Source organism: Nostoc sp. ATCC 53789 (genome assembly GCF_009873495.1).
In the GTDB taxonomy this organism is placed as follows: domain Bacteria; phylum Cyanobacteriota; class Cyanobacteriia; order Cyanobacteriales; family Nostocaceae; genus Nostoc; species Nostoc muscorum_A.
In genome coordinates this window covers 2,567,531-2,584,317 of sequence record NZ_CP046703.1, presented here as the reverse complement: position 1 = coordinate 2,584,317, position 16,787 = coordinate 2,567,531, and the positions used below count along the sequence as shown (strand labels likewise).

18 protein-coding genes and 1 tRNA gene are annotated in these 16,787 nt (G+C 42.5%); 10 read left to right on the top strand and 9 right to left on the bottom strand.

Annotated elements, in window-relative coordinates; translation table 11 throughout:
- Window positions 1–73: 73 nt before the first annotated feature.
- Window positions 74–976, bottom strand: coding sequence for an alpha/beta fold hydrolase (locus tag GJB62_RS10640; protein ID WP_114083540.1), 903 nt, complete (start codon window positions 974–976; stop codon window positions 74–76).
- A 215-nt stretch (window positions 977–1,191) separates the two neighbouring features.
- Between GJB62_RS10640 and GJB62_RS10635 the strand changes: the two genes are divergently transcribed.
- From GJB62_RS10635 to GJB62_RS10615, 5 genes are all read left to right on the top strand, one after another.
- Window positions 1,192–1,338 (top strand): hypothetical protein, encoded by a 147-nt coding sequence (locus tag GJB62_RS10635; RefSeq protein WP_159402495.1) that lies wholly within the window; start codon window positions 1,192–1,194, stop codon window positions 1,336–1,338.
- An 88-nt stretch (window positions 1,339–1,426) separates the two neighbouring features.
- Window positions 1,427–1,981, top strand: a complete 555-nt coding sequence (locus GJB62_RS10630; protein WP_114083541.1) for a thioredoxin family protein — start codon at window positions 1,427–1,429, stop codon at window positions 1,979–1,981.
- A gap of 71 nt (window positions 1,982–2,052) precedes the next feature.
- Entirely contained in the window at window positions 2,053–2,781 is a 729-nt protein-coding gene (pyrH, locus tag GJB62_RS10625; RefSeq protein WP_012412364.1) for a UMP kinase, read from the top strand.
- A complete protein-coding gene (gene frr, locus GJB62_RS10620) occupies window positions 2,768–3,316 on the top strand; it encodes a ribosome recycling factor (RefSeq protein WP_114083542.1) in 549 nt (182 codons plus the stop codon). The genes pyrH and frr overlap by 14 nt, the downstream gene beginning before the upstream one ends.
- 454 nt (window positions 3,317–3,770) lie before the next feature.
- A complete protein-coding gene (locus GJB62_RS10615) occupies window positions 3,771–4,892 on the top strand; it encodes a geranylgeranyl reductase family protein (protein WP_114083543.1) in 1,122 nt (373 codons plus the stop codon).
- Window positions 4,893–4,908: 16 nt separating this feature from the next.
- Here GJB62_RS10615 and GJB62_RS10610 read toward each other — a convergent pair whose 3' ends face one another.
- The 3 genes from GJB62_RS10610 to GJB62_RS10600 all read right to left on the bottom strand — a co-directional run bounded on the left by GJB62_RS10610 (window position 4,909) and on the right by GJB62_RS10600 (window position 7,596).
- Window positions 4,909–5,787: an IS982 family transposase gene (locus tag GJB62_RS10610; protein WP_159402494.1), complete on the bottom strand. Its 879-nt coding sequence runs from the start codon at window positions 5,785–5,787 to the stop codon at window positions 4,909–4,911.
- 326 nt (window positions 5,788–6,113) lie between these two features.
- Entirely contained in the window at window positions 6,114–6,920 is an 807-nt protein-coding gene (locus GJB62_RS10605; RefSeq protein WP_181852896.1) for a CPBP family intramembrane glutamic endopeptidase, read from the bottom strand.
- A 238-nt stretch (window positions 6,921–7,158) separates the two neighbouring features.
- The gene (locus GJB62_RS10600; RefSeq protein ID WP_012412178.1) at window positions 7,159–7,596 is read right to left on the bottom strand and encodes an AbrB family transcriptional regulator; all 438 of its coding nucleotides are present in this window, start codon (window positions 7,594–7,596) and stop codon (window positions 7,159–7,161) included.
- A 1,447-nt stretch (window positions 7,597–9,043) separates the two neighbouring features.
- On the opposite strand from GJB62_RS10600, the gene GJB62_RS10595 reads away from it, so the two are divergent.
- Window positions 9,044–10,051 carry a succinate dehydrogenase/fumarate reductase iron-sulfur subunit gene (locus tag GJB62_RS10595; RefSeq protein WP_181852897.1) on the top strand — a complete coding sequence of 336 codons (1,008 nt, stop codon included), beginning with the start codon at window positions 9,044–9,046 and terminating at the stop codon, window positions 10,049–10,051.
- 76 nt (window positions 10,052–10,127) lie between these two features.
- Here GJB62_RS10595 and GJB62_RS10590 read toward each other — a convergent pair whose 3' ends face one another.
- The 4 genes from GJB62_RS10590 to GJB62_RS10575 form a co-directional block, all read right to left on the bottom strand.
- Window positions 10,128–10,652: a TolB family protein gene (locus GJB62_RS10590; RefSeq protein ID WP_114083826.1), complete on the bottom strand. Its 525-nt coding sequence runs from the start codon at window positions 10,650–10,652 to the stop codon at window positions 10,128–10,130.
- A 78-nt stretch (window positions 10,653–10,730) separates the two neighbouring features.
- Window positions 10,731–11,291 (bottom strand): TolB family protein, encoded by a 561-nt coding sequence (locus tag GJB62_RS10585; protein ID WP_114083789.1) that lies wholly within the window; start codon window positions 11,289–11,291, stop codon window positions 10,731–10,733.
- 47 nt (window positions 11,292–11,338) lie between these two features.
- The gene (locus tag GJB62_RS10580) at window positions 11,339–12,250 is read right to left on the bottom strand and encodes a Ycf66 family protein (RefSeq protein WP_114083790.1); all 912 of its coding nucleotides are present in this window, start codon (window positions 12,248–12,250) and stop codon (window positions 11,339–11,341) included.
- A 249-nt stretch (window positions 12,251–12,499) separates the two neighbouring features.
- Window positions 12,500–12,619 (bottom strand): photosystem II reaction center X protein, encoded by a 120-nt coding sequence (locus GJB62_RS10575; protein ID WP_012412183.1) that lies wholly within the window; start codon window positions 12,617–12,619, stop codon window positions 12,500–12,502.
- A 433-nt stretch (window positions 12,620–13,052) separates the two neighbouring features.
- Between GJB62_RS10575 and GJB62_RS10570 the strand changes: the two genes are divergently transcribed.
- Window positions 13,053–13,346, top strand: coding sequence for a YggT family protein (locus GJB62_RS10570; RefSeq protein WP_012412184.1), 294 nt, complete (start codon window positions 13,053–13,055; stop codon window positions 13,344–13,346).
- 166 nt (window positions 13,347–13,512) lie between these two features.
- On the opposite strand, the gene accC is transcribed toward GJB62_RS10570, so the two are convergent.
- Window positions 13,513–14,856, bottom strand: a complete 1,344-nt coding sequence (gene accC / locus GJB62_RS10565) for an acetyl-CoA carboxylase biotin carboxylase subunit (protein WP_114083791.1) — start codon at window positions 14,854–14,856, stop codon at window positions 13,513–13,515.
- A gap of 396 nt (window positions 14,857–15,252) precedes the next feature.
- Between accC and GJB62_RS10560 the strand changes: the two genes are divergently transcribed.
- The 3 genes from GJB62_RS10560 (at window position 15,253) to GJB62_RS10550 (ending at window position 16,760) form a co-directional block, all read left to right on the top strand.
- Window positions 15,253–15,335: transfer RNA gene (locus tag GJB62_RS10560), tRNA-Leu, on the top strand.
- Window positions 15,336–15,462: 127 nt separating this feature from the next.
- Complete coding sequence (locus GJB62_RS10555) at window positions 15,463–16,086, top strand: chorismate lyase (protein ID WP_114083792.1); 624 nt, start codon at window positions 15,463–15,465, stop codon at window positions 16,084–16,086.
- A 98-nt stretch (window positions 16,087–16,184) separates the two neighbouring features.
- Entirely contained in the window at window positions 16,185–16,760 is a 576-nt protein-coding gene (locus GJB62_RS10550) for a Uma2 family endonuclease (RefSeq protein WP_114083793.1), read from the top strand.
- Window positions 16,761–16,787 lie beyond the last annotated feature (27 nt).

Genomic DNA, 16,787 nt, shown 5'->3' with positions numbered 1-16,787 from the left:
CTTTTACCGCTACCAGATGTATTCTCTACATAGTTTGTGTCTGTGGCAAGCAATAAAAGCTTTCAACTGAATCTCACACTGCCGATTGCTCCCCAATCCAATCAAGTAAAATCGGATTGACTAACTCTGGTGCTTCATCTTGGGGACAATGCCCAACTCCTTCTAAAGGAATAAACTTTTGTACCTGTGGGAAATTAGCTAATTCTCTCCCTAACTTAATTGGTTCCCACGGATCGGCTGTTCCCCACAAGATAATTGCAGGACACTGTAACAGTGGTAAAAGGTCTTCTGGTAATGGCCCTGTAGAATAAGAAGTAAAAGCAAGAAACACAGCCCCAGCCCCTGGATCGCTTGCTGGTGAAGTCAGAATATCTACCAACTCATCTGTCACCATCTCAGGATTAGCATAAGCTTGCAGGAGAATTTTCCGCACTGTTTTCGGTTTGGCAAGTTGATTGAAAAAGAAATCACCAACTGGTTTGATAGAAAGCAAGCGTTGCAGTAAAGGCGCTCCGACACGACGAGTCCAAGGTAAAGTTATACGTTTGCGATCGTGCAACAGCCGTAAAGAACAGTTGAGCAATGCAACTCCCAAGGCAATATCTGGGTTGCTAACAGCTGCTTGCATGGCTACAATACAGCCAATAGAATTTCCGACTAAAAAAGCAGGTTCGCCGACAACTTCACGGCAAAAATCTGCTACTTGTTGTCCCCATGTTTCTAGAGTGTAGGTAATTTTTTCACCAGGTTTAGGTTTTGCGGAACCACCAAAACCAATCAAATCAATAGCATAAACTCGGCAATTTTGTGCTAACACGGGAATATTTTTCCGCCAATGCCACCAAGAAGCGCCAAATCCATGCACGAGGACAACAGCCGGCCCAGTGGTTCCTTGGGTTTGATAGCAGATAGGGAAATCTTGCCAAATCCAGGTTTTTGTAGAGGTAAATGCTGTTTTTGAACTTGAGGTTGTCATAAGAAATTTGATGAGTACAAGGGTCAAAGCCCGTCAGCAGCAAGGCGTAAGTAAAATTCTTTTGAATTTGAATAAAATTTATCAGATTTTCAAATAAAATTCTTTGGTCTAGTGATAACTTAGACATACACTAGAAAAGTTTCTAGGCTGATAGTTTTATCCAGGTAAAGAGTTTTTATCTTGTTGATAGAGGTAATTTCCTCACAACTTAGATTATGTCAGCATTAGGAATCATCACTTCTATAAATGTGAGTAATATTTTTGCCATTTTTTTAGATGTGAGTGAATTAGCATCAGTGCTAGATTCAGTAGATTCACAATTTACGATCGCTATTTTGGTCTATAACATTGTCAGAATATGAGGCATCGGCTAAGGGGTGGTTTGCAACTGGAAACTGACGCTAAATTTAACAACATTTTTCTTGTTCCTAGTTCTGCGAGCCAGACAATATGAATATACTAGAAACAATCGATACTCCCATCGGGAGCTATGCACCCGATTTTGAACTGCCAGGAATTGACGGTCAAGTACACCATCTCAGGCGTTATCTTGAGAAGTTCCGAGCAGTGGGCGTTATTTCCTTATGTAACCACTGTCCTTATGTAGAGTCCTATATAGGCAGGTTAAAAAACATTCAAGCCAAATTTGCCCCCAAAGGCTTCACACTAATTGGGATGAATGGTAGTGATGGTAATCATGAAACTAGGCCAAGCTTTGAAAATATGAAAGCTTTTGCCGAGCGTCACAATTTGAACTTTCCTTACCTGTGGGACTCGACGCAAGATGTAACCCAAAGTTTTGGTGCTACGAAAACACCAATGGCCTTTTTAATAGATGCCAATGGTATAGTCCGCTACAAAGGCAAAATTGACAATCATCCCCAAGATGCATCAGCAGTGGGAGAAGAATATTTAAGAACTGCGATCGCCTCTCTATTTCTTGGTCAGCCAATAGACGTACCACAAACAGAACCAATAGGTACAACATTGATTTGGCGTAACTAGACATAGATAGTCCCTGTAACTGCTATCTTAAATTGGAGGCAATTGCAACTTTTTTGATAAAGCGTAACTTCATGGGAACGAATTACCGACGGGTTTTACTCAAACTGAGCGGTGAAGCCTTAATGGGCAACATGGGCTATGGCATTGATCCAGAAGTGGTCAAAGGAATAGCGCAAGAGGTAGCAGAGGTGATAGCCACTGGCGTTCAAATGGCCATCGTTGTTGGCGGTGGCAATATTTTTCGTGGCGTGAAAGCAGCGTCGGCGGGGATGGACAGGGCAACCGCTGACTATATTGGGATGATTGCCACGGTAATGAACGCCATGACGTTGCAAGATTCGCTAGAACACATAGGGGTGCAAACGCGGGTGCAAACTGCGATCGCTATGCAAGAATTAGCAGAACCATATATCCGTCGTCGTGCCATCCGTCATCTTGAAAAAGGGCGGGTGGTAATTTTTGGGGCTGGTTCTGGAAATCCCTTCTTTACTACTGATACCACTGCGGCACTCAGAGCAGCAGAAATTGATGCGGAAGTGATTTTTAAAGCCACCAAAGTAGACGGGGTATATGATGCTGACCCTGAGATTTATCCTAACGCCAAGCGTTACAATAGCCTTACCTACGCGCACGTTTTAGCCAAAGATTTGCGGGTGATGGATAGTACTGCGATCGCCTTGTGTAAAGAAAATAATATCCCAATTCTGGTATTTGACCTAACGGTGCGAGGTAACATCCACCGAGCAGTCTTGGGAGAATCCATCGGTACCCTTGTGGGAGGTTCTTGTGATATTAGCTGACGCGAAAAGCAAAATGCAAAGTTCTGTTGAGTCAACTCAACGAGCTTTTAACACGATCCGCACTGGTCGTGCCAATGCGAGTCTATTAGATAAGGTATTAGTGGACTATTACGGTTCGCCTACACCCTTAAAATCACTGGCAAATATTAGCACGCCAGATGCTTCGACAATTCTAATTCAACCCTACGAGCGCAACACCCTAAACATTATTGAGAAGGCGATTTCTCTTTCTGATGTGGGTTTAACTCCCAGCAATGATGGTTCTGTAATTCGGCTCAATATTCCGCCTTTGACAAGCGATCGCCGAAAAGAATTCGTCAAAATGGCTACTAAGTACGCTGAAGAGGGTCGTGTTGCTATTCGCAACATCCGCCGCGATGCCATAGACTCGATTCGCAAGCAGGAGAAAGCTTCTGAAATCTCCAAAGATGAATCAAAAGATCATCAAGACGACTTGCAAAAACTCACAAACGAGTATACAGCCAAAATAGACGCATTATTGGCAGAAAAAGAAAAAGACATTACGACTGTTTAAAGTCTAAAGTCTGAAGCATAAAGGCTGAAGGATGATGGTAAAATTCTTCAGCCTTTATCATTTTTTAGGTATCTCACAAAAATTAAACAAGTAAGTAGACTTGAAGAAGAATTCAGAATTCAGGAGTCAGAATAAATCAGTCGGGGATTCAGACCCGCGACTGATTAAAGACCACCAAATCGTAGATTTGGTGGGGGTCTTAAACCCGGTTATTCAGACGCTCGTGGACTCGCTTTAAGCGAAGCCATGCCGTTGGCGCAGCCTCTCGTAGAGAAGGCTTTACGCTGCGCTATCCGCCACTCGCACAGAATTCATTCTGTTAGCGGTAGCGGGGCGTTTAGCCCATTCTGACTCCTGAATTCTGTTCGATAAATAATTAAAGTAGGGGCAATTGAATGAATTGTGCCCCTACTCAAGAGAAAATCAACTAATTCAGGAGCCAAAATTCAGCCTTATGTATGACTGCATCATCGTCGGCGCTGGGCCAGCTGGTGGAACAGCTGCATATCATTTAGCCAAGCAGGGTCGCTCAGTATTAGTCTTAGAAAAAGAATCACTACCAAGATATAAGCCTTGTGGTGGTGGTGTATCTCCAGCGATCGCTCAATGGTTTGACTTTGATTTTAGCCCAGCAATTTCTGTAAAAGCTGACTCCTTTCGCTTTACCTGGAAATTAGGCGACCCAGTGGAAGCAAAAATAGCCACAGAAGAACCAGTCTGGATGGTGCGACGAGATATTTTTGACCATTTCCTAGTGCAGCAAGCACAGAAGCAAGGGGCTGAACTACGAGATAATACTGAAGTAACGGGTATTGAATTTAAAGGTGACTATTGGCAAGTTAACACAGCCAATGAGCCAATTACAGGTCGCTACTTAATCGCGGCTGATGGTGCTAAAGGGCTAATGGCAAAATGGTTAGGCTTCAAAGAACGTAAACGCCGTTTAGCAGCAGCTTTGGAAGCAGAAGTTTCCACCACTGTGAAAGACAAATCCACAATTCATATTGAGTTGGGGTTGGTGAAAAATGGCTACATTTGGAACTTCCCGAAAGCGGATGGTTATTCCATTGGTATTGGTACGTTTGGCGGTGGCGAACCCCAAGATTTTAAGAAGATTTTAGATGAATACGCGCGATCGTTTAATTTAGATATCAAAACCAGCAAGAAGTATGGTTATCCCCTTTGCTTGTGGGATGGAAAGCAAAAGTTGCATACCCAAAATGCTGTTTTGGCTGGTGAAGCTGCTTGTGTAGTTTATCCTATGACAGCAGAAGGCATTCGTCCTTCAATTTTTAGCGGCTTGATTGCAGCAGGAGCCATTAATGAGGCCCTTTCTGGTGACATCAACGCTTTAGAAAAATATAGTGAAGCTATTAATGAAGAATGGGGTACTGAGATGGCTTGGGCACAAAAATTAGCTGGAGCATTCTATCGCTTTCCTAGTATTGGCTACAAAGTTGGTGTTAAGCATCCCTCTGCTGCCAAAATCATGGGTCAGATTATGTGTGGAGAACTGCGCTATAGCGATGTTACCGATCGTGCCCTCAAGCGTTTAATTCCTGGCTTTGGAGGTTAGTTAACCTGAGTTCGGGTTAAAGATAAGGAGGTAAAAGCCACTCCAGTTGAAGGCTAGGTTTCTTAGGTTGATGACAATAAGCGATTAATCCGCAAAGAACGTTAACGCAAAAATTAACGGGGCTTCGGTGTCTGGAATGTTCAATCTGAGAAATGTTCTTGAGTTGGTCGTTAATCGTCTCAATAATTGAGCGTTTACGGGACAAAAGCTTGTCATGAAGACGCATTAGCTTATTCTTCATATTGCGACGGGGTTTGGCAAAAAATTCAATTCCGAAGTCTTGTAAAAGTTGAGAAGCGAGTTTTTGGGAAACATAACCTCTATCGGCAAAGATTTTGCCAAACAGACCACTCAGTAAATCGGGTACTGGCTGACGGTCATCAACATTACCAGGAGTCAGAGATACATTTAAGAGTTGACCAAACTCATTGACGACCAGATGCAGCTTAAAACCAAAAAACCAATCCACATAAGTCTTGCCACGGGCGGCTAAACCTTCAAAAACCTTATGCCTAGAAATACGACGATTATGACATACCTTCAAACAAGTTGAATCGATAAAACCGATACCCGTACATTGTCCAAAACAATGCTTCAGATAGACACACAAAGGTATCAAGGTTGATGGCATCCATTCAATAAATCGTTGATAAGAAGGAAGACCTGGAAACGCAGAACTCCACTGCTGTTTTACTTGATTTAAATAAAAATGCTTGAAATTCCGGTAGTGATTTTGATGAAAAGCGATGATAATTGTCATGATTTCACTTAAACATAAGCTTTTACCACGGACACGTTTTATTCCTCCATGATTTAACAATTTTTTGTGCCATTGCGCTTCAAACGCTTTACAGAAATCATCTACATGACAGAACAAAGCATCTAAACTAAACATAGGACAGGCTGCTGGATTTGTTGTTATTTTCAGCTTACTACCTGTCCTTTTCCTTATCCCGAACTCAGGTTAGTTAATAGTTGTAGGTGGGTTCCTTGATGCTCTCACCTTTTTGACGAAACGTGAATTCAACGAACTTCTTTGCTGTCTTGAACTTTTCGTTTTATCCCAATACGCTTGGGATAAACCAGAAAGCCCTCATGTAGAGACGCGATGAATCGCGTCTAAAAGACTGATACGTTAAGAGAGACGCAATAAATCGCCGTCCTGAGAGAGAATTTACCCTGCATGGCTTAACCAAGCCCCATAGGGCATTTAACACCAAATTAAAAATACCTAGAGAAAAGCCAAATACTTATTCCAGTTCCCAGTACACAAATAATTCCTGCTAAACCCGCTAGGGGTTTTTTATTCTTACCTGTGAACCAGTCAGAGGCTTTACCTGTGTAAGTAATTAATTCTGCTGTATCTAGGGTTGCGATCGCCCATACCCATCCCGCATGTAGTCCCCAAGCTAAACCCAAATTGTTGCGATCGGCAAAACGTGCCAACACCAACACCATTCCCATCAGCCACAATCCAGGGAGTTGTGGTGCAGTTTCACGTTGCTCCCAAACTAGATGTAGCAAGGCAAAAATCAAGCTAGAAATTGCTGCTGCTACCCAAACTGGATAATCCTGTACTAATTCAGTGAACAGAAAACCCCGAAAAACTAACTCTTCTATCCCACCGACTAATAATGCTATCAAGAAAATCGGTAGCAAGATGGGTAATAGTAACTTGAAATTCTTTTTTTCAAAAGAACACCAACCTAATCCGAATTGCCCACTAAATACAATCCCTAGGCTTACCACTGCCAAACCGAAACCTAATGCTAAAGAACCAAAATTTGAAAGATTCCCAACAAAGCCGTAATCCGAAAAAGATTTATTGGTAAGCCAACTAACTCCCCACAGAATCAGGGGAGCTAATAGGTAAAGTGACAGCAATAATGGCATCTTTTGCTGTGGCTGCAAAGGTTTAGGGGGTTGCCAATTGAGCAATATTGCTGATACTGCTGCGACTGGCAACCAACAAACTATCCAGCAAGCAAAAAATGCCATTACTATAACTAGTGCTGGTGCATTTTGCATAAATGCTAGTAAGGCGTTGACCGAAGGCTCAAAAAAAGTTATCAAAAAAAACACGATAGACTTCTTGCACTATAGATTTCTTGCTGATTTATCAAGAATCTACTAAATTTGGCAAATTCTGCAAGGGGTCTAATCGTATTTTTTATCTGGAACAAAATTTTTTCAATAGAGTTACCAGTTTGCTATTGAGGTAAGGACAAGTTATCATACCTGATACTTATCCTTACCATCAGCAAATTTACTCTTCGTCTTCCAAATCTTCGTCCGATTCGTCGGAGTCTATATCTGGTGAGGTCAGTTTTTTATCACTTTCACCAAGTTGAATCAAGTGAATATGCTTGTATCCCAACCTAATTTCAAACTCATCTCCAGACTTTAAGCCCATTGCTTTGGTATATGTGGCACCAATCACAATCTGACCATTTTGATGGACACTAACCCGATATGTCGGTTCACGACCACGACCATCTTTAGGTGCTTCTGGACTTAGAGGAATTCCTCTAGCCGATAGCAAAGCGTCATAAAAATCGGTGAGATTAACACGAACCTGGTTATTCTTAGTAACAGTGTAATAGCCGCACTGTTTAGCTCTTTCTCGGCGTGGCAAAGTGGAAAGTTCTTTTACTTTCGCAAGTAGTGCTTTTCCAGTTAATGGCGCGGTTGCAGTTTCAGTCATTATGCTCAAATTTTCCTTACTCTCTCCAAGCTGATAAATGATGTAGTCTCATGCCAGCATTTGGCTTTTTAGCATGTGCATAGAGCTACTTAGGACTCTAGTGTTACGGGTGAATCACTGCCGATAGGAGACAAAAGCACTTCATATTATGGTTGTCTACAACCAATTAGAGGTCATAGTTGCCATAGAAATTAATTTTGCTGATTTCACGGCACTTTTAACCATTATTCGCCATCAGAAATGAAATTATTTTCTCTTTTGGCGCTACTGTAGCGGTGTAACTTTCAGCCACCTTTACAAATGGGGTTGGCTCTACTCCAAATAAGTCGTAGACCCAATAAATCGCAGGTTTTTCACTTTCAGTGCTTGCCCTTCTCGCTAATGAGTAGGTAGAGTTTTCTCTACTCATCCTCTCAAGCTTAGGACAGCATAGTATTTCAATAGAGTCCTACGGGCTTATGCCCTTTGTCCTGCCAGTAGAGACGCGAATTTTCTTGTCTCTACATTACGAATCAACAAAGCAGTAGTAGCCGCGCTGATACGGCTATTGATTCTGGTTTTGTGAGTTCGTAATTTTATATTAAATACTAGCATGGACTAATAATAGCAAAATAGTTGTTTAATTTTGAATTAAAGTTGCTGGTAAATTTTTATTTAAATTTCTGGACTTAAAGGTTGGAAAAAGCCGTGACGATTTTCCTAACCCTTTATTGCATTATAAAAATTTATCTAATTTAGATGAGCAGTTTTGACCAATTAGTTAAATTCAAGATTTTCTTGATTGAGAGGCTGCAAAAATCTCAAAGTCTCGCCTATCCGGGATTCTTCGATGCGCGAGACTTTTATTTGAAAGTGGTAAGGATTTTTCCTCGGTTTATTACCGTAAGCTCAAAAGCGGTCAGAGGATTTTCTACGTCTGTCTATGGGAAGAATAAATCTCTTAACATACGCCTAGCACTTAATTGCCACTACTATATATTGAAGATGTGCTTTTACACTTCTATATAATCAAAAAATTCTGTCAAGCGTTAGCAAAGGCGGAATTTTCCAGCTAGGATTGCTTGACTCAAGTTGATATGAAGACCTGTTGCTAACGGTAACTGCATTTACCTTGGATACGATCGCTAGACCAAAGATAAACCTGAGTCCCTTTCTAAGTAAACCTCTTTCCTTTACATTCTCAAACGACTAAATTCAATGTCAAGCGACCATTACATTTTTGGCGTTTTATCTCAGAATTTGACACAAATTTTGCCTACAGCGCTGCTAAAAGTAAAATTTTAATGGTTATCCTTAAACTAGAATCAGTTTCCCTTTAATCGTCAGCTTATTAACACCAGGCTTTGAATTGAGGGCAAAAAAAGTATAGCTCACTTTTCGTAACTACCAGCCTTGACTCATGATTGTTAAGGCTGGTGAAGCAATTTTAAAATTTTGGTTAGTAGTCATGGAAGTTATTTTTAAGGTCATTCGACAGCAACAAAATTCCTCCCCTATTGTGCAAACCTATCTTGTAGAGGCAGAACCAGGTAATACAATCCTGGATTGCCTCAATCATATTAAGTGGGAGCAAGATGGAACGTTGGCATTTCGCAAAAATTGCCGTAATACCATTTGTGGTAGCTGTGCTATGCGAATTAATGGGCGTTCGGCTTTAGCTTGTAAGGAAAATGTTGGCAGTGAACTTGCTAGATTACAACAAATACCATCATCCCAAAGTAAAGTAAATGTCATTCCTGAAATCACGATCGCACCTCTTGGCAATATGCCCGTGATTAAAGATTTGGTTGTAGATATGAGCAGTTTCTGGAATAATTTAGAGGCAGTTGCTCCTTATGTGAGTACGGCAGCACGACAAGTACCAGAAAGAGAGTTTTTGCAAACACCACAAGAGCGATCGCGTCTCGATCAAACTGGTAACTGTATTATGTGCGGTGCTTGTTACTCAGAATGCAACGCCCGTGAAGTTAATCCAGACTTTGTTGGTCCTCATGCCCTTGCCAAGGCTTACCGCATGGTAGCGGATTCTCGCGATAGTGATACCGAAAATCGTTTAGAAATGTATAACGAAGGCACTAAAGGCGTATGGGGTTGTACCCGTTGTTTATACTGCGATTCAGTTTGTCCAATGGAAGTTGCACCATTAGAACAAATCACCAAAGTTAAACAAGAAATTCTTACGCACAAAGAAGCCAGCGATAGTCGCTCAATTCGTCACCGGAAAGTTTTGATAGATTTAGTTAAAGAAGGTGGTTGGATTGATGAACGTCAATTTGGTTTACAAGTAGTCGGTAACTACTTTAAAGATTTAAGAGGATTACTCAGTCTTGCACCCCTCGGTTTGCGGATGATCCTGCGAGGTAAGTTTCCCTTGTCCTTTGAACCTTCTGAAGGGACAGAACAAGTGCGATCACTCATTGAATCTGTGCAACAAGTAGAAGGGAATAGGAAATAGGTGACAGGTTATAGGGAACGATCTGTACCCTGTAACCTTTACCCTATTTCCTTCTTTACTCCCCATTCCCTATTTTTCAACGCGGCTCTTGAGGTATATTTAACGGTCGCCCATAACGGTCATATACTAAAACATCCCACTGCCCGTTGTTACTAGACTCAAAAGCAATCCTGCTACCATCAGCACTAATTGTAGGGTTGCGGACTTCAGCTTGTAGGTTATTAGTTAAATTTCGTGATTGGCGTGTCTCCCGCTCGTAGAGAAAAATAGCCGATCGCCCCTGGCGGCTAGCCGCAAACACAATATAACGACCATCTTGTGAAACGCTAGGATGATTTGCGATCGCATCAAAAGAATTTAAACCTGACAGATCAACCAAATCACGAGTCACCGTATCAAACATATAAACATCTTGGCTACCGCGTCGGTCAGTAATAAAAACAATGTATCTCCCAGAAATTTGGGGGTTTAATTCTGACGCTAAACTATTTAGACTCCGACCCCCCGGATCAAAGGGATAACTCAAAAGGCGAGGGTAGCCAAAACACCCAGTCAATAAACTTAAGCAGAAAAATACAGGTATAAAAAAAACACGTTTCATATATTGGGCATGAGGCATTGGGCATTGTACAGGCATTAATTATTCTCCCTCATCTCCCTGCTCCCTGCTCCCTCTCTTCTACGGAGGTGAACCTACGGTTGCACCGTTGGGAATATCTAACTCAATATTTGGCCCTCGGTCTAGGACTTCAATATCCCACTGACCACGGCTGGCGCTTTCAAAGACAACATAACGTCCATCTGGGCTGATATTTGGTTTTCTGATCCAGCCGCGATAGGTTGGTGTAACGATTTGCGACTGTTGCGTAGCGCGATCGTAAAGCGCCACCACGGGTCTACCTTGGTCACTAGTAAGATAAGCAATATAACGTCCGGTGTAGCTCAAGCTAGGACTTTCAGCAATTGTCTCTGCTCGGTTTATGCCCGGTGTGCCAATAAACTGTTGCCTCTCCAAATCGAAAACTAATAGCTGTTGATTACCATTCCGATTAGATACAAACGCTAAAAAGCGCCCATTTCCACTCAAAGCAGGCTGCTCCTCGGTGTAGCGACTGTTGAGGGAAGTAGGCCCTATGGGAATATTGTTAGAACCGCAAGATGCAAGCAAACCTGTTAAACCAAAAACCAGGCTCCAATGAATTGGTCTTTGGAGCCAAAATGTAGGCGTAAATTTTTCCACCTCAACTGTTTTCCGTTGCCTTTAAACCTATTTCCACGCCAACTGTTTTAAACATCGTCATCAAAATCAGTCGAATTATCTGGTCCCTGATTTGGCTTTTCAATCGGGTTATACGGTACATAATCAGTTGGGATCGCCTCATCATCTTCGCGCGGTCTTCGAGAAGCTGAGTCTGTGGGTGGACGACGCCTTCTTGGTCTAGGAGCAACATCATCTTCCCGGCTTTCTGGACGTTGAGAACCGTTATTATTACGGCGAGAAGGTTTTCTGACTTCCCCTCCCGAACTTTCCCAATCATCAACTTGCCTAGATGAACCCCAATTTTCATCTTCAGAGGTTTCAGAAGGGCGATTCACAGGACGGCCAGAAGTCCGTCGCCGCGTTCTATCAGTTGGAGCCTGTCTTTCACTACTGCTGCTGTTGCGGCGTTCAGAACGACGGGGGGGTTGCTCCTCGTAATAGTTATCACGAGTGGAAATCTCATCTCTGCTACCCCGAATCCGCGCACGCACGGGGCGTTCTTCCTCGTCTTCATAAGGCAATGGATCTAAGTCTTCAATTTCAGCTTGATAGTTTCTGCGATTCTTGTACTCATAGTTTCTGCTTACCTCTCGCTCATCATCCACAATCGGAGTGTTACGCTTTGCTTGCTGGGTAGCTATACTCCGCAGGCGAATACTTTCAACTGCAAAAAACACAGTTGTGCCAACTAAAAGCAGTTGACCAAATTGCAGAATCGGGTCTAGCCGCCATCCTTGAAACACGAGAATGAAGCCGCAGAGCAAACCAACTGCCGCAAAAAAGATATCTTGATCCCGTGACAATTCTGGACGCACAGTGCGGAGAAAATACAGTGCTGCCCCAGCCACAGCCAGGAAAATTCCTAGAATACTGGCTGAATTTGCCCCAAAATTTACCTGAGCCAGAAAACTGGCTGAGTTCAGCCCAAAATTTATCATTGCTGTTTTCCCAATATCAAATCTATGTTAGCGAGTCACAATTAAAATCACTACTGTAATTAGGCACGATAAATATTGAAGCTTCAAAGCCTCTGGCAAAGAAGCTCTGAAGCTGTTCACCAAAAAATTAAAAAACCCTATGTCTGTTAGCTACAACTGCTTCTAGCGGCAAATACTGCTGCTTGTAATGCAATATATAAATAGCTGACAGACAATTGGTTGTGAGAGTTAAATTAACTCTCATAAGCATTATGAACGCTGAATTTTATCTTTTTGGCTAATGAAAATTAGACCAACTGTAACGGGAATCACAACAATTGCAGTACCCCATAGCAGGCTCCAAAGAAAATTTGCTAAAGAAGGCGTCATACTTCTAAACCTTTTTTTACACACTTCATCCTAATTTTAATAGTGTATTACTTTCTTGAGAAGCCTCTAACTCGGAACTGCTAAACTTGGTAACTGCTTTTAGTAGTGCTGAGTGCTGAGTGCTGAGTACTGAGTACTGAGTAAGAAGTAGTATTTATGAATTTTCCCACCCTAAGCGTAGGCACTCACTACTCGGAACTAATTTGATGCCTAGCGGTCTAATTTTACTTTTTTACTCAGCACTCAGCACTCGTTACTCAGCACTATTTCGGTGAGTGAGTTTACTTTTTTATTCCAGAAGAAAGTCACAGCATTTGGTTAAAATGATGATGAGAGTGCTTTACAAAGCTTAAAGTTTTTGTGGCGTTCGCGAAGCGCGGCTTGGCGTTCGCCGGAGTTTTCTTTCTTTACAGATAGATAGTACCTTAAACCGATGACTGGTGTTGACCTGACTGCTTGGATTCTTGGCCCTGTGTTAGGGGTGATGACATTTTTATTTATATTTCGGATCATTCTCACTTGGTATCCGCAAGTGAATCTGAATCGTTTGCCCTTTAACTTAATAGCTTGGCCTACCGAACCATTTTTAGTGCCATTGCGAAAACTGGTACAACCTATAGGCGGAGTGGACATTACACCTATTATTTGGGTTGGTATCTTCAGCCTACTAAGAGAAATATTACTAGGTCAGCAAGGATTGCTGACTATGATATCTCGTGCGAATTAGGGAATTGGGAATTGGGAATTGGGAATTGGGGACAAGGAGAATTGGGGACAAGGGGAAAGACTTGTTTCAAGTTCTCACCCCTTGTCCCCTTGTCCCCTTGTCCCCTTGTCCCCTTGTCACCTTGTCTCTCCTGCTCCCTGCTCCCCTCTTCCCAATCCCCAGTCCCTTACCCGTTCATCTCCTGGACAAAATTTGTATAGACATTACCCTGCAAAAATTGTGGAGTTTCCATGATTTTTTGATGAAATCCAATAGTGGTAGGCAGTCCAGTAATTGCACATTCCCGGAGTGCGCGTTTCATGCGGTTAATAGCAGTGGGTCGGTCTGGGGCCCAAACAATTAACTTGCCGATTAAGGAATCGTAGTAAGGCGGGATTTGGTAATCGGTGTAAACGTGAGAATCAATCCTAACACCAGGGCCTCCAGGGGGGAGATAGCCGCTAATTCGTCCAGGAGAAGGACGAAAGTCATGATCTGGGTCTTCAGCGTTGATTCGGCACTCAATGGAATGACCCCGCAAAACTACTTGCTCTTGGGAAAGCTTGAGTCTTTCTCCTTGGGCAATTCGAATTTGTTCGGCAACCAAGTCTATTCCAGTAACCATCTCTGTTACAGGATGTTCTACTTGAATCCGGGTGTTCATTTCCATAAAGTAGAATTTACCGGATCTATCCAAGAGAAACTCAATAGTACCTGCCCCACTGTAATTAATAAATTGGGCAGCTTTGACAGCAGCTTGTCCCATTTTCTCACGCAGGTCTTGGTCGAGAGCCGGACTTGGGGCCTCTTCTAGTAACTTTTGGTTCCGGCGCTGAATTGAGCAATCCCGTTCACCCAAGTGGATGACATTACCGTAGTTATCCGCCAAAATTTGAAATTCGATGTGGCGGGGACGTTCAATAAATTTTTCGATGTAAACGCCAGAATTCCCAAAAGCTGCTCCTGCTTCCCCTTGCGCTGCCAAGAAAAGTTTGACAAATTCATCTTCAGAACGAACTAGGCGCATACCTCGCCCACCACCACCAGCTGTGGCTTTAATCATCACTGGATAGCCGATTTCCTTGGCGAATTTTAATCCTTCTTCCTCGGATTCTACTAACCCCTCACTACCTGGTACTGTGGGGACTCCAGCTTTTTGCATGGTTTCTTTGGCAGTGGATTTATCGCCCATCAGCTTGATAGCTTCTGGAGTTGGGCCGATAAAAGCAATATGATGATCGGCACAGATTTCCGCAAACCGGGCATTTTCTGCCAAAAAGCCATAACCTGGGTGAATAGCAGTCGCATTGCGCGTCAATGCGGCAGCAATAATATTGGGAATATTCAAATAACTTTTACTGCTAGCTGGTTCGCCAATGCAAACCGCTTCATCAGCAAGTTGGACGTGAAGAGCATTCCGGTCAACGGTGGAGTGAACCGCAACTGTCGCAATTCCCATTTCTTCACAGGCGCGGAGAATGCGAAGGGCGATTTCTCCCCGATTGGCAATTAATATTTTGTCAAACTTCATTTTTTAGTTTCGATATCATTACCAGTAGATTCACATTTTCTCTGATCCAACTTGAAACGAGGCTTCCGCATTATTTCAAATTATCACAGGAGATTCGCCACCCTAACTCTAAGCAAACTCGCATATTGCAGGCTTGCTGCCTCTACGGGTTTTACTACACTAACAACATTGCTGCTGTAAGTCTTGGCTAGCTTACCAAACTGGGTTTTTGCGATACGCCATCGCACCGTTTCTCCCACAGTCGCTCTACCCTTTTTAATATCACTTGTGCAGATGCCAAATTTCTGTCAGTCTGATACCGCCTTGAAGAAATTTATATTTTTGAGAAATATAACTTTAGATATCACCTTACTATAATTATTTTCTTATGCTATAGTCTATCTTTAGACAAGCCGTGCGGATGTGGCGGAATTGGTATACGCGCACGCTTGAGGTGCGTGTGGGCTATGCCCTTGCGAGTTCGAGTCTCACCATCCGCATATTTTGTTGATTAGTCAAGGGTCAATAGTCAATGGTCAATAGACCTGAGACTGTTGACCCTTAAATCTTGGTATAGCTCTGGTTTTTTATGCTTTTATAGAGATACGTGAAGTTTTGTAAAAAGCATTGAGTATTACTTTTACGCCTACAAACAACTTAACACAGCCAGCAGCTTGGCATCGCCTCACTCCGATTTGGCAAGGAGGGGAGGAAGTAATTCAAAAAAGTTTACCTCACACTCAGCTAGCACCTGCTTGGCAGCTCATGCTTTTGGGTGACGGCTCTCCAACACGTCACCTAGAATTGCTTACAGGCGAGCCTGTAGAAGTAGATGTCATTGATATGTCATTTATTGGCATGGATTTGGATGCTGCACCTGATTTAATCCAAGCTGTTCCAGGGCCTCGACTACGGCGACAAGTGTGGCTGCGGACTGCTTCTGGTCAACGATTAGCTTATGCTACCTCGTGGTGGGAAGCCAGTCATGTAGATGAGTATTTGCAAAATCGTTCATTACCAATTTGGGCAAGTTTAGCTCGTCTCCGCACAGAGTTATATCGGGATGTTCGAGGGATTTATTATGGTGACTCATCGGCGCTAGAGTCTGGTTTTGACGTAACTGGGCCTTTTTGGGGTCGCCACTACTTGTTTTGGCATCATGGACAGCCACTAACCTTAATTTATGAAGTTTTTTCGCCTTATTTAACTAAATATTTGGGAGCGATGCAATTGAATTCCCAAAATCGGTAAAAAGCCTGCGATCGCGATTGAGCAATACAATGAGGTTATCAAAGGAAGGTTGAATATTGTAGCGATCGCATCTGGTAGTAAATTCCCCAAGATCAACCATGATTCAACTTAAAACCCAACTCACCCTCGAAGAATTTCTTGCACTTCCCGAAGGAGATATCACCTACGAATTCATTGATGGAAAAGCTGTTCCTAAATTCCAAAATGATGAAATGGCACCAAAATTTTTTCATAGTTCTATAACAGGTGCATTATTTATACTATTGTCTGCATGGGCGCAAGGAAAAGGGCGGGTTGTAATTGAATGGGCAATTAAGCTAAAACGAAATCAACAAGACTGGGTTCCTGTAGCAGATTTGACTTATATTTCTTATAACCGTCTTTCTGCTGATTGGTTGCAAGATGAGGCTTGTCCTGTTGCACCCGAATTAGTCATTGAAATTATCTCCCCTGGTCAAACTTTCGGAGAAATGACCGAAAAAGCCACTGATTATCTAAAAGCTAAAGTTCAACGAGTTTGGATTATTGATTCTAGAGCAAAAACTATTACTATTTTTTATCCTGATATTCTCCCTCAAACCAAACGTGGTACTGAGAGTTTAGAAGATTCCTTATTTGAAGGGTTGCAAATTACACCTCAAGAAATTTTCCAACAAGCAAGAATTTCCTACTGATGTTAGCAACAAAGATACGAGGAAAGA